The sequence below is a fragment of the Acinetobacter sp. A1 genome (genome assembly GCF_012371315.1).
GTDB lineage: Bacteria > Pseudomonadota > Gammaproteobacteria > Pseudomonadales > Moraxellaceae > Acinetobacter.
Genome location: NZ_JAAZQY010000001.1, coordinates 69,183 through 83,466 on the forward strand (window position 1 = coordinate 69,183; position 14,284 = coordinate 83,466).

The window sequence follows — 14,284 nt, forward strand, 5'->3', positions numbered from 1 at the left end:
GCGATCTGTGCTATGAAAGCGACTCATCGCCCGAACCAATCTATATAGTCTCTTTTGAGCTACGCTATAGATTTATTGCAATTACTTAGAACTTGTAATTCAAGCTAAGCGTTGCCGAGCGTGGCTGTCCAAGAACCACACGACCACCACCATTGTTAAGGGTGCTGATATATTCTTTATCGGCAAGGTTGTAGAGGTTCAGATTTAGTGAAGCGTGTTTGTTAAAGTTGTAGCCTACCAAAGCATCAAAGACGACATAGCCTGGGATATTCGGCATGTTGGCAGGTGCGGTGCTGTCAGTGACTACACGTTTTTGTTCATCAACATAACGAGCGCCTAAACCAAATTTAAAGCCTGCCCAGTCGTAGGTTGACCATAAGCTTGCAGTCCATTCAGGTGACCAGCGTTCAGATAATGTTGTGCTACTCGATGAACGTTGATTCAGTTGTTTAACTTTCATGTGGGCAACGCCTGCAGAAATATTCCAGGCATCGGTAATTTGCCCCACAGCACTTAGCTCAACACCATCGACACGTTTTTTACCTTCCTGCACGGCTAGCTGGGAAATCGGATCAATGGTCGATTGATTTTCATTTTCTGCACGATACGCAGCAGCAGCCATAGCAAGTTTGCCTTGCAATAACTCCCATTTGCTGCCTACTTCATAATGATGGGTTTCTTGAGGCTGCGCATTAATGGCATCATTGCCTGATTCTGACAGCGTGAAGTTGGCACTGCCTGGCGGAGTCAGCGATTTTGCGTAAGATGCATAAAGACTGCTATTTAAAGTAGGTTTATACACACCGCCAAGTTTCCAGCTTAACAATGTGTCGTGCGTACTGAGGTCTTTGGCGACCAAGGCATTACCACCTCGCGGCAAAGTTAAGCCCTGATAATCGGTTTCATAATAATCGACCCGAACACCGCCGTTCAGCTGGAAACGCTCTCCAAATTTTAAAGTATCGAATAAATAAGCTGCGGCTGTCTGGGTTTCACCATTGGTATAACCGCCATTATAAATAAGCGCTGGCATGGCTTGATTGCGGTCAGGTCGATAAAGATTGGCCCAAGGCGTATTGACGGTCGCTTCACCTGGCAATTGTGTGGCCAACAGTTTGCTGGATTGCTGTTCTTTTAAAAACTCCATACCTGCAACAACATCATGTTCAACAGCGCCAGTTTGTAGATCGAAATTTAAAGTGGTTTGGTTAGCCAGAATCTTATTTTCCTGATCAACCCCTTGGCGGGAGCGATTCACTTCCCATTGTGCTGGGTCAGATGAACCATTGGTTCTTAAACCACTAGAACCAGTATTGATCCCTGTCAGCACCCGATTCATCTGCGTTTTGCCTACACGGGTGGTGTTGGTCAGTTTGAGCCGATCCGTTAAATCACTTTCAATTTTTGCCGTAAACATATCTGCATCGACATCTTCATAGTCATTGACATGACCATAAAAGTTTTCCCGATTGACTTTAGGTGCAGTCGCTAACAGCGAGTCTGAGTTATAAAAGCCCTTCATGCCGATTGTTGGAATACCACCATCTGGAATATTCCGCTGTCTGATGTGTTGAGAATACAAATATAAACGAGTGGCCGTGTTTAATCCGAAAGCAAGAGAAGGAGCGATGGCATAACTGTTATTTTCGATATAGTCACGTCCTTCCACACCACCTTCTTGCCCCATCACGTTCAGGCGAAACGCCGTATTGGGGTTGATGACTTGGTTAATGTCTGCAGAGAGTCGGGCATGTTCTGCGGTGTTATAGCTGGCAGAAATTTCCTGACTGTTTTCACTTTGCGGTAATTTACTCACCAAATTGATATAACCCGAAGCCGCACCACGACCTGCTTCTGAACCTGATGGGCCTTTGACCACTTCAATTTGATCAAGGTTAAAGACATCACGGCTGATAGCACCTAAATCGCGAATACCATCGACATAAGTAGAGGTTTGGGTAGAAAAACCTCGCATTTGAAAGGCATCGCCTGCGCTGGTATTACCATTTTCACCAAGTTGCAGGGTAATGCCTGGAGTGTTGCGTAAGGCTTCAACCAACGAGGTTGCACCTTGCTCCTGCAAGATTTCTTTTTTAATTACAGATATGGTTTGTGCAGTATCGAGTAAAGGCTGTGTGTATTTTGCAGAGCTTAAACTGTCTGCCTTGTATTTGCTTTCGGCTTCCGATTTAACCGTAATGGTGGGTAAGTGGGTGACGTCATCTTCAGGGCTTGCGGCATGTGCAAGTAGTGGAAGAGAGGCGGCTAAAGCCATCAGTTGCGCAGAGCGATTGTGTTTGCGGCTTTTGATCTGTGCCATTTATGGTATTTCCCTAAATGTAAACCAACAGGAGGCCACGCTTTATTCAGCGTTTTTAGTTCAAAATGAATAAAGTGTGAAGTTGTTGTTATGACGTCTATAACAATTGTTGCTAATTGTATTGAGAATCATTATCAACAACAATGTGTGGAATGGCACTTTCCTTTAATTCTTACTTGAAAATAATAATCATTATCATTCTTTTTATTTAATAAAACGATGTGAACGTGAAAGGCTTGGGGGGAGACTAGAAAACCCTGCCGAAGCAGGGTTTGAGAAAAATAAAGCGAGTTTAGAATTTAAAGGTTGTACTCAATTGAACACGGCGACCTTCTTGGGTGTTGGTATAACGATTGTGGTAATCATCGATACTACCACCTACATATTGATAATCAACAAAGTTTTTATCAAAAATATTGTAAAGAGCAACACCAATATCTACATTATTGTTTACTGTATAATTAGTACCGAGATGCCATTGTGTATAACCCTCGTAGTCACCTAAAGTATCTTTCACTTCACCTGCTGTACGGATTTGGCTGCTGCGATATTCACCACGTACCCATAATGACATGTTATCAGCAGGAGTGTAGTTGACTAACAAGTTGGCAATATGTTCAGCATTATCAGCATCTTCAGTTTTGTTACCTAAAGCATCAGTCAGTTCGCCTTTTGTCCAGGTATAGTTGCCAGAAACTTTCCATTGATCATTGACTTGGTAGCCAGCAGCCAACTCTATACCATGAGATTCAGCTTCTTCAGAATTGTATGGGCGTGCTAATGCGAGTGTACGATTCGTCGCAGTATTCCAATCAATGCCCCATTCAGCAAATTTAGCATTACAATCATTTACATCAGCAGTACAGTCAAATTCAATCGGACGACCATTGTAACTTATATCTGGGATATATTTGCCGTTAGCAATTTCATCAGTAACAGTGGAGCTTGATATATGAACCAATGAGTAACCAGCACCTACGGTAGTGATTTTATCTTTGGTTTTGTTTTGAAAGAGAGTTACGTTAGCATTAAAACCAGCTTGGTTGTCAAAATATAAACCAAGTTCATAGTTTTCACTTGTTTCTGGTTGTAACTGGATACTACCTAGTACGGGCGCACGACCCTGGCTCGCAACATTTGATAAACCTTGGGTTAATTGTTCTAAACGAGGAACTTTATAACCTTCAGAATATCCACCTTTAGCTGTCCATTGGTCGTTCGCATTCCAAACAAGATATGCACGCGGTGTAAAAAAATCACCAAAGTTACTATGGTCATCAAAACGCCCTCCTAAAGTTAAGCTTAGGTTGGGTAATATCGACCAAGTATCTTCAATAAATAAACCATATTGATCAAAAGATAATTCTGGATTGGACCGACGAATACCATCTTTTACGCTAGATTCCCACCATTGGGCTCCTATGGTTAAGTTGTGATTCTCAATTTTTTGAGTACTAAATTTTGTATCGAAATAGGTATCTTCACTGGTAAGTTTGCGTTTATGGAAGCGATTTTTTTCTGCAGCACTTAGCATACCAGCGGGGATTAATCGACCTACTGTTTCAGTTTCTACACGAGAAATACTACTTTCTAAAAGTCCCAAATCTGAATTCCACTCATGTGAAATATAGCCTTTAGAGCGTTCATATTCTTGACTATCTGCATAGCCTTGAGTCGCATCTGATGAAAGTGGAACACCGTTTTTATCAAGATATGTACCGAGTTGACCACGGCTGTTATCAAACCATTGTTGGGTGTTTTCAAAATCAACAGCGAAGGTATGATCGGTGTGAGGTGTGAAAGTGATTCGACCACCCAAAGTTTTAATATCTGATTTTGTAGGGCTATTACCTTGGTCTAGTGCGCCCGTTGGTGTCATAAGATGAGATTGTTGTCTTTCTGCTTTACGCCCACGAAGTTGTAAGCCGACTAAGTCTTTAATAATTGGACCGGAAGCAAATACTTCAGCTGAATATTGGTTTCCAAAGTCAGAGCTCTTTGGTAATAAAGTCCCATTTAAAGTAACAGAACCACTCCACTCATCATTTACTTTTTTTGTGATGATGTTAATAACACCACCCATTGCATCGGAACCATATAGAGTGGACATCGGTCCTCGAATTATTTCAATACGTTCAATAGCGGAAATAGGAGGAATAAAGTTGTTGTTTGATTCAGCAAAACCATTCGGTGTGATGCTGCCAACGGAATTTTGACGTTTTCCATCAATTAGTACTAACGTGTATTCAGCAGGCATTCCGCGCATACGTATATTTAGTGTGCCTGTTTTACCCGCAGAAGGGCTAATATCAACACCTTCAACACCTTTTAATGCATCAGCTAAAGAAGTAATACGTTTTGTTTTAAAGTCATCTTCTGAAAGTACTGTAATAGATGCAGGCGCATCCTTAATTTTTTGTTCAAAACCTGCCGCTGAAACCACAATTGTGGAAAGTTGGTGGGTTGAAGTCGCATCGGTAGAGGTATTTGCGAAAACAGCAGTAGATGTTGCCCCAAGTAATGCAAGACACAGCGGGTGTAGGTTGAACTTAGCCATAAAATTATATCTCTAATATGAATCAATGATCCTAATTCAGACCTATATAGTAATTAGAATCATTCATGAAGGAGTTGGCTAATAATAATGATAAGTATTCTTATTTACAACAAGAAATATACACAAAGTTGAAAATTTACAGAAAATAGCGTGCCGATTAAAAAAATTCAGTCGAGATCAGAACGTATTTTGTATATCCTTTAATGTTGTCATATAATGTGGCACTTTTTTATAAACTGTTATTACTAACTATATCGAGGAAGCCATGCAAGTAACTTCTGAAGCGGTTTCGGGCGTTGCCCGTCGTTTAAATGTATCTGTACCGACGAGCCGTATTAACGAGCAGTTTGAAGCTCGCTTGAAACGCACTGCCAAAACTGTGAAGATCAACGGCTTCCGACCAGGTAAAGTGCCTGTAAACGTTGTTCGTCGTGAATACGGTGCGGGTATTTATCAAGAAGTGGTGAACGACATTATTCGTGACACCGTTTTTGAAGCAATCCAACAAGAAAAAATCAACGCTGTTGGTATGCCAAACATCGAAAAAACTGAAATGAAAGACGACGCTTTAGTTTACGAAGCGACAGTTGAAGTTTATCCAGAAGTTGAAGTGAAATTTGAAGGTTTAGAAGTTGAACGTAAGTCTTCAGAAGTGAACGACAAAGACGTTGAGCAAATGCTTGAAAATCTTCAAAAGCAACGTGCTTCTTGGGCAGAAACCAAAGGCATGGCGAAAAAAGACATGCAAGTGACTTTTGACTTTGAAGGCACTGTAGATGGCGAGAAGTTTGAAGGCGGTGCTGCTGAAGACTTTAAACTAGTACTTGGTTCTGGTCGCATGATTCCTGGTTTTGAAGATGGCATCGTGGGCATGAAAAAAGGCGAAGAGAAAGTTATTGATGTAACTTTCCCTGAAGACTACCAAGCAGCAAACCTTGCAGGTAAAGCAGCTCAATTTAAAATCACTGTGAAACTTGTTGAAAAGCAAAAACTTCCAGAAATTGATGCTGAATTCCTACAAATCTTCGGTATTTCTGAAGAAGATGGCGTAGACAAATTAAAAGCTGACGTTCGTAAAAACATGGAACGTGAAGTGAAAAATGGTTTACGTAACCAAGTGAAAGGCGCAACTTTTGATGCTCTAGTTGCTGCAAACGAAGTTGAGCTTCCAGCAGCGATGGTTGCTCAAGAAGTTGACCGTCAACGTCAGCAAATGATTCAGCAATTCACTCAGCAGTTTGGTGCGCAAGGTGCAAAAGCATTTGACTCAAGCATGCTTCCAGATGAATTGTTCAAAGAACAAGCTGAAAAATCTGTAAAACTAGGCGTATTGGTTAGCAAAGTATTGGCAGATGCTAAACTTGAAGTTGACCAAGCACGTGTAGATGCTTACATCGAAGATATGGCTTCTTCTTATGAAGATCCAAACGAAGTAATTGAATACTTCAAAAATGACAAACAACAGCGTTCACAAATCGAAGCAGTTGTTTTAGAAGATCAGGTTGTAGATCACATCTTGGCTTCTGCAAAAGTGACTGATACATCTGTAAGCTATGAAGACTTATTGAAAGAGCAACAAGCTCGTCAACAAGGCTAATTGGCTTTAGGTAAAAAAGGCGCTTTGTGCGCCTTTTTTATTGCATCGCAGTTTTTGGTTTTTCACAGATCGACAACATTTAACTCAAAATATCTACGATTTAAGCTGTGAATATTTTGCAATTTAGACAATTATCCCTCATATTGTGAACATGAGTCGTGTCACAAGAATTTAGGAATAAATAACCATATGTATGTTCCAACAATTGAAAATGCTTTAGTACCCATGGTGGTTGAACAATCCTCTCGTGGTGAGCGTTCTTTTGATATTTATTCACGTCTTTTACGTGAACGTGTCATTTTTTTGACGGGTGAAGTCGAAGATAATATGGCCAACTTAATTGTGGCGCAGATGTTATTTTTAGAAGCAGAAAACCCAGATAAAGATATTCACCTATACATTAACTCACCAGGCGGTTCAGTGACTGCAGGTATGGCAATTTACGATACCATGCAATTTATTAAGCCTGATGTTGTGACTTACTGTATGGGACAAGCAGCATCTATGGGTGCTTTCCTGCTCAACGCAGGTGCAAAAGGTAAGCGTTACTGTCTTGAAAATGCGCGTGTCATGATTCACCAACCACTTGGTGGTTTCCGTGGTCAGGCATCTGATATTGAAATTCATGCACGTGAAATTCTATTCATTAAAGAGCGTTTAAACCGTTTAATGGCAGAACATAGTGGTCAGGACTATGAAACTGTCGCAAGAGATACCGACCGTGATAACTTCATGACTGCACAGGCAGCGAAGGAATACGGTCTTGTGGATGAAGTTTTAACAAAACGTCCATAAGTTTTAAAGATTGAGATATTGGAGTGACTATGTCCGAACATCCTCAGGGACAAAAACATTGTTCATTTTGCGGTAAAACGCAGTCTGAAGTCGGGAAGCTGATTGCAGGCGAGGACGCATACATCTGTAATGAATGTGTGGACGTATGCTTAGACTTGGTTCAGACCAGTCAACAAGTTGAGTCGGGTGATTGGGCAACACGTCCATTGCCAAAACCACATGAAATTCGTGCTGCGCTAGACCAGTATGTGATTGGTCAGGACACTGCGAAAAAAACCTTATCGGTTGCAGTGTATAACCATTACAAACGTCTGAAAGTGACCCAGCAAGGGCATAAGTCAGACGATACTGTCGAAATTTCAAAAAGTAACATCATGCTGGTTGGGCCAACAGGTTCGGGTAAAACCTTACTTGCACAGACTTTGGCGCGCCTATTGGATGTTCCTTTTGCAATGGCAGACGCGACCACATTAACCGAAGCGGGTTATGTGGGTGAAGATGTCGAAAACATTGTGCAAAAGCTGTTGCAAAAAGCCGATTACGATGTAGAAAAAGCACAAAAAGGCATTATCTATATCGATGAGATCGACAAAATCACGCGTAAGTCTGAAAATCCATCTATTACCCGTGATGTATCAGGCGAGGGTGTTCAGCAAGCCTTGCTTAAAATGATTGAAGGCACGGTCGCATCTATTCCACCTCAAGGTGGTCGTAAGCATCCGCAGCAAGAATTCATTCAAATTGATACCTCAAATATCCTGTTTATTTGTGGTGGTGCATTCTCTGGTTTAGAGAAAATTGTACAGCAACGTCAGGAAAAAGGCGGGATTGGTTTTACTGCAGACGTGAAGAAAAAAGATGAGGGCAAGAAATTGTCTGACTTATTCCGTCAGGTAGAAGCAACTGACTTGGTGAAGTTTGGTTTAATTCCAGAATTTATTGGTCGTTTGCCAGTGATTGCAACACTAGATGAACTGGATGAAGATGCATTATTGCAAATTCTGACTGAACCAAAAAATGCCTTAACCCGTCAGTATCAATACTTATTCGAGATGGAAAATGTCGATTTAGTCTTTGAAGAGGCGGCTTTACGTGCAGTGGCGAAAAAAGCCCTTGAACGTAATACAGGCGCACGTGGTTTACGTTCTATTTTAGAAAATGCTTTGCTTGAAACCATGTATGACCTACCAAGCCGTACCGATATAGGCACGGTGGTGGTGACTGAGGCTGTGATTGATGAAGGTGCGAAGCCTGAATTTCAGGTCGAGCGTCAAGCCAAAGCTGAAGAGCCAGTTGAAGAAAAAGTCGACTTAAAAGTATTAGACAGCAAAACAGCTTAATTCGCTGTTCGTCTGAAACGTGCCGAAACGCTAAGTTTCGGCACGTTTTTTATTGTCAAAAAAAACAAGGCGGTGTTAATCTTAGTTCAAGGCGCGGACGCCTATTATTCAAAACAACAATTGCAAAATGAATTTGCAGCTTGATTTGCAAAAACTTAATTTACAAAAATAAGAAACGCAGTGAGGGATAGACATGCGTGGTGTCGCAATCTTGGTCGTGACCAGTTTAATGTTAGTGGGATGTCATGGCAAAAAAAACGTGGTGCAACAAACGCAACCACCGAGTACCTTAAAAGTTTTAGATTTAGAACAAAAGCCTGGTTTTGTAGAGCAGCACCGCTTAGGCATGATGACCATTGGTGGTTGGGTTAATCAAAAGCTCGGGCAGCGTTTTCAGCCCATTCAGGCACAGCATCAAGATGCGGCCATTGTGTATTTGTATCGCCCTGACTCTAAGTGGAATAGGCAGGAAATTGTCGCAGCCAGTATGTTTATCAATAAGCATCGGATTCCAAGTTTATTGCACAATCATTATTACTGGATTGAACTTGCACCAGGTGAGTATCGTTTAAGTGTAAGTCGGCCTTTGGGGGCATTACATTTTCAAAAACCGAAGTATTTAGATTTTCAGGTACAAGCAGGGCAGTCGTATTTTATTAAATATGATGAAGAAAACTTGAGCACACGTAAGGAAGTTTCAGGGCCTTTAATTTTAATGCCTACAAGTACCGCACAACAGGAAATCGCATTTACTCAACTCAAAACAGAAAGCTATAACTTTGTTGCGGAAGATCAGCACACAGGCAAGTTACGCAAAAAGCCACAAAAAATTAAGCATGAGAAATATGACCCTGCGGAAGATGTGCATTTAACTCAGCCATTTAAGTTGTGGGATCCTCGAACCTGGTAAGGTTTTTCATCTTTATCTTGCGCATTGCTTTTATTCATTTCTAGCACGCATAAAAAAGCACCCAAAGTTGGGTGCTTTTTCTTTATCACAGTGTTGGAAAATTATTCTGCTGCAGCGTCTACAACAGGAATTTTACCAATTTTAGCTTGCCAGATTTTTGGTGCAATGGCGTGGATTGATGTACCGTTTACATCCACCGCAACTGAAACAGGCATATCTTCAACTTTGAACTTGTAGATTGCTTCCATACCTAAGTCTTCGAAAGCAACCACTTCTGCTTCACGTACAGCTTTAGATACAAGATAAGCCGCACCACCTACAGCCATAAGGTAAGTTGCTTTATGGTCTTTGATAGCTTCAATTGCTGCAGGACCACGATCCGCCTTACCAATCATACCGAACAAACCAGTGTGTTCTAATACTTGGCGTGTGAACTTGTCCATACGTGTTGCTGTTGTTGGACCTGCAGGGCCAACCACTTCGTCACCCACAGGGTCAACTGGGCCAACGTAGTAAATGAACTTGCCTTTTAAGTCGACTGGCAATTCTTCACCATTGTTGATCATGTCTACCATGCGTTTGTGCGCAGCATCACGACCTGTGTAAATCGTACCGTTTAATAATAAAGTATCGCCCGGCTGCCAAGTGTTCATTTCTTCTTGAGTGATGTTGTCCAAATCTACACGTTTAGATTTAGAAGAGTCCCAAGTTACTTCTGGGTAGTCATCCAGTTTAGGTGCTTGAATGTGTGCAACACCTGAACCATCTAACTGGAAGTGTGCGTGACGTGTTGCCGCACAGTTTGGAATCATACCCACTGGTTTGCCCGCAGCGTGGCAAGGATAGTCTTTGATTTTAATATCAAGAACGGTAGTTAAGCCGCCTAAACCTTGTGCGCCAATACCCAATGCGTTTACTTTCTCGAAGATCTCGATACGGAGTTCTTCCATTTTGTTTTGTGGGCCACGACGCAATAATTCGTCCATGTTGATTTCTTCCATGAGTGCTTCTTTTGCAAGCATCATGGCTTTTTCAGCAGTACCACCAATACCAATACCCAACATACCTGGTGGACACCAGCCTGCACCCATGGTCGGAACAGTTTTAAGTACCCAGTCTACAATTGAGTCAGATGGATTTAGCATGGCCAATTTAGATTTGTTTTCTGAACCGCCACCTTTAGCAGCAACCGTAATATCAACTTTGTTACCCGGAACGAGTTTGTAGTGAATTACTGCAGGGGTGTTGTCTTTGGTGTTTTTACGACCAAATGCAGGATCAGCCAATACAGATGCACGAAGCACGTTTGAGTTTTCTAGGTAACCCTGACGTACACCTTCGTTAATCGCATCATCTAAGCTCATGGTTAAATCAAATTTAACGTCTAAGCCCACTTCAAGGAATACGTTTACGATACCAGTATCTTGACAGATTGGACGATGGCCTTCTGCACACATACGTGAGTTAATTAAGATCTGTGCAATCGCATCTTTCGCAGCTTTGTTTTCTTCACGATCATAAGCACGGCTCATCGCTTGGATGAAGTCTTGTGGATGATAGTAGGAAATAAACTGAAGCGCGTCTTTGATCGAAGTGATCAAGTCATCTTGCTTGATAATAGTTGTCATATCAAAAATCTCTTGAGCGGGCGGATAGCTAGCGGACTAAATTATAAGACAAAATGTGGCCGTTGTGGGCACTTTGATCAAGCTTTGGGCGAAAGTTTAATATCGCACATGGGCTGTGGGAGATTGATGAAAGATCAAGCAAAAATAAACATTGCGATATGCACTGATTTTGCTTCTTTAAGGCTAAATTTTCCGCTATGTTCAGAACTCTATTTGCTCAATATTGAAGTTATGTGATGACAGATTCCTCTGCTTTGGCGGCTCAGATTATCCCAATGTATAAAAGGCATGCCCGAGCGTGGACGGCTTTACGTGGTCAGGTGCTATATGAGAAAAACTGGCTGGATCGTTTGCTGCGTTATTTACCTGCGCAGGCCAAAATTTTAGATTTAGGTTGTGGTTCAGGCCGTCCAATTGCAGCGTATCTATTACAACATGGGCATCAGCTTACAGGTGTGGATAGTTCAGACACCATGCTGGAAATGGCACGAGAACATTTTCCATCACAATGTTGGATTGAAGCCGATATGCGTTCTGTAGAATTGAATCAGCGCTTTGATGCTATTTTGGCGTGGGATAGTTTTTTTCATTTAACGCCACAAGACCAGCGTGGCATGTTTACACAATTTGCAAAGTGGTCTAAACCCAATGCCGTATTGATGTTTACAAGTGGGCCAGCAGCAGGCGAGGCAATCGGGGAAATGTTTGGTGAGGCTCTCTATCATGCCAGTTTATCGCAAGAAGAATACCGTCAATTGTTAGCACAACATGGGTTTAAGGTATTGGACATGCAGGCTGAAGATCAGGATTGTGCAGGGCATACGGTGTGGTTGGCGCAGAAGTTTTGATATTAGTCATGCTAAATAATCATGTGGAACAATGATTGAGAATTGAGCGTGGAAAGTGAAAAACCATAAAAAAACCACCCAATTTTTCAATTAGGTGGTTTGTAAAACTTCAATTTACGAATTACTGTGCAGCTTGTTGCTCTGCTTGAATTGCAGTCAATGCAATGGTAAACACAATGTCATCTACCAATGCACCACGAGACAAGTCGTTTACTGGTTTGTTCAAACCTTGTAGCATTGGACCAACACTTACCACATTCGCAGAACGTTGTACGGCTTTATAAGTCGTGTTACCAGTGTTCAGGTCAGGGAAAATGAACACATTGGCACGACCTGCAACTTCAGAGTTAGGTGCTTTAGAGCGACCAACACTTTCAACAGATGCTGCATCGTACTGTAATGGGCCATCAATCAGTAAATCAGGACGACGCTGTTTTGCAATTTCAGTCGCTTTCGCTACTTTTTCTACATCAGCACCTGCACCTGAAGTACCGGTTGAATAAGAAATCATCGCAATGCGTGGGTCAATACCAAACGCTTTTGCAGAGTCTGCAGACTGGATTGCAATTTCAGCCAATTGTTCCGCATCTGGGTCTGGGTTAATTGCACAGTCACCGTACACGTAGACTTCATCTGGTAACAACATGAAGAATACTGAAGATACCAATGAGTAATCTGGAGCAGTTTTAATCAGCTGGAATGCAGGGCGAACAGTGTTGGCAGTGGTGTGTACTGCACCTGAAACCAAACCATCGACCTGATCAAGTGCCAACATCATGGTACCAAGTACTACAGTATCTTGTAGCTGATCACGTGCTTGGTCTTCAGTGAGTTTGCCTTTACGCATTTCCACCATTTTTTCGATATAGTTTTCACGGATCAAGTCAGGATCAATGATTTCTAAATCATGTGGAAGTTCAATACCACGTGCTTTGGCAACATCTACAACAGCTTCAGGTTTTGCCAATAGAATACAGTGGGCAATACCACGTGATTGACAAATTGCTGCAGCTTGAACGGTACGTGGTTCATCACCTTCAGGCAATACAATACGTTTTTTCGCTGCAATTGATTTTTGCACCAATTCGTGACGGAATGCAGAAGGCGATAAACGTGGTTTGTGTGAATCGCTAATTAATTGCGTTAACCAGTCAGCGTTGATGTGGCTCGCAACAAAACGAGTAACTTGTTCAGCACGCTCAGTGTCATCTACAGGAATTTCATTGCTGAGATTTAACAATTGTTGTGCAGTGTCAAAGGTGCTCAATTTGGTGTGTAAAATAGGCAAGCCATTTTTGATCGCCGTTTGACAGAATTCTAAAGCTTGCGCACTTGGTGCTTGATGCTCAGTTAAAACTAAACCTGCAAGTGGAATACCATTGCTGCTAGCTAAGCTACTTGCAAGCAATACATCTACACGGTCAGAACCACTGATGATTAGTTCGCCTGCAACAAACTTGTGCATTTCATGTTCGATGTTTGATGCAATCAGGCTGCTGTGTAGAACACGGCGCTGCGCAGCTTCACCTTGGCTAATCCATTCAGCAGAAATGTGCGCAGCCAAGTCAGACATACGTGGCACACTTAAAGTATTGCTGAATGGTACTAAACCAATTACAGGCATACAGTCTTTACCAATCATTGGGTGCGTAGTTTGAATCGCACTAACGAATTGGTTGGTGTCGCTAATCAAACGTAAGTTTGGATCAAGTGTAACTGGAATTTGTGCAGAATCTTCTGGCAAACCTTTGGTACGCATGAATAATACGCCCGCAGTACGTTCGCAGCTTGCGCCACCAAAGAAACGTAATTGGTTGTCTACTTTGGCAGCTGTTTTTGCAGCGTTGTTAATGTCGGCATTGCTAACAATAATGACTTTTGCATCAAGTGCTTTGGCCAAAGTAGCATTCAGTTCAGTTGCAAAAGGATCGCGTCCGTTTGGCAACACGCCTTCAACAATAATCACATCATGGTGCTTAGAAATTTCACGATGTAAACGTACTGCATCTTCGAGCAATTCGTCGTTTTCATCATTCTTTAAGCGTTCAGTCAGCGTGCTATAAGCAATCGGCTCAACAGTTTCATGCTTGAATAAATGACGATACAACGCTGTAGTGCGGTCTGCTTCTGGCTGTAATTCTTGCGAGAAAGGCTTTAAAAAGCCTGCTTTTACGCCTTGGCATTCCAAAGCGTAAATTAAACCTAGACATGCTGATGTTAAGCCAACACCAATTTCAGTAGGAACCAAAAGTATTGTTTTCATAGTTTTTTCTAAATCATTTAGGAATT

Annotated in this window: 9 protein-coding genes; 5 read left to right on the forward strand and 4 right to left on the reverse strand. The window is 41.9% G+C overall.

Going from position 1 to position 14,284, the window contains the following annotated elements:
• Positions 1-85: 85 nt before the first annotated feature.
• Together HHA41_RS00420 and HHA41_RS00425 are read right to left on the reverse strand one after the other, a co-directional pair.
• Entirely contained in the window at positions 86-2,320 is a 2,235-nt protein-coding gene (locus tag HHA41_RS00420) for a catecholate siderophore receptor Fiu (RefSeq protein WP_168459994.1), read from the reverse strand.
• 292 nt (positions 2,321-2,612) lie between these two features.
• Complete coding sequence (locus tag HHA41_RS00425; RefSeq protein WP_168459995.1) at positions 2,613-4,877, reverse strand: TonB-dependent receptor; 2,265 nt, start codon at positions 4,875-4,877, stop codon at positions 2,613-2,615.
• A 265-nt stretch (positions 4,878-5,142) separates the two neighbouring features.
• On the opposite strand from HHA41_RS00425, the gene tig reads away from it, so the two are divergent.
• The 4 genes from tig (at position 5,143) to HHA41_RS00445 (ending at position 9,519) form a co-directional block, all read left to right on the forward strand.
• On the forward strand, positions 5,143-6,474 hold the full coding sequence (gene tig, locus HHA41_RS00430) for a trigger factor (RefSeq protein WP_168417894.1): 1,332 nt from the start codon (positions 5,143-5,145) through the stop codon (positions 6,472-6,474).
• A 189-nt stretch (positions 6,475-6,663) separates the two neighbouring features.
• The gene (gene clpP, locus HHA41_RS00435; protein ID WP_004974855.1) at positions 6,664-7,269 is read left to right on the forward strand and encodes an ATP-dependent Clp endopeptidase proteolytic subunit ClpP; all 606 of its coding nucleotides are present in this window, start codon (positions 6,664-6,666) and stop codon (positions 7,267-7,269) included.
• Between the two features lie 29 nt (positions 7,270-7,298).
• A complete protein-coding gene (gene clpX, locus HHA41_RS00440; RefSeq protein WP_168459996.1) occupies positions 7,299-8,609 on the forward strand; it encodes an ATP-dependent protease ATP-binding subunit ClpX in 1,311 nt (436 codons plus the stop codon).
• A gap of 193 nt (positions 8,610-8,802) precedes the next feature.
• On the forward strand, positions 8,803-9,519 hold the full coding sequence (locus tag HHA41_RS00445) for a DUF2846 domain-containing protein (protein WP_136144672.1): 717 nt from the start codon (positions 8,803-8,805) through the stop codon (positions 9,517-9,519).
• Between the two features lie 101 nt (positions 9,520-9,620).
• Here HHA41_RS00445 and HHA41_RS00450 read toward each other — a convergent pair whose 3' ends face one another.
• Positions 9,621-11,147 carry a fumarate hydratase gene (locus HHA41_RS00450; protein ID WP_168417897.1) on the reverse strand — a complete coding sequence of 509 codons (1,527 nt, stop codon included), beginning with the start codon at positions 11,145-11,147 and terminating at the stop codon, positions 9,621-9,623.
• 236 nt (positions 11,148-11,383) lie between these two features.
• On the opposite strand from HHA41_RS00450, the gene HHA41_RS00455 reads away from it, so the two are divergent.
• Complete coding sequence (locus tag HHA41_RS00455; RefSeq protein ID WP_168417898.1) at positions 11,384-11,995, forward strand: class I SAM-dependent methyltransferase; 612 nt, start codon at positions 11,384-11,386, stop codon at positions 11,993-11,995.
• A gap of 121 nt (positions 11,996-12,116) precedes the next feature.
• Here HHA41_RS00455 and pta read toward each other — a convergent pair whose 3' ends face one another.
• Positions 12,117-14,258: a phosphate acetyltransferase gene (gene pta, locus HHA41_RS00460; protein WP_168459997.1), complete on the reverse strand. Its 2,142-nt coding sequence runs from the start codon at positions 14,256-14,258 to the stop codon at positions 12,117-12,119.
• Between the last annotated feature and the right edge of the window lie 26 nt (positions 14,259-14,284).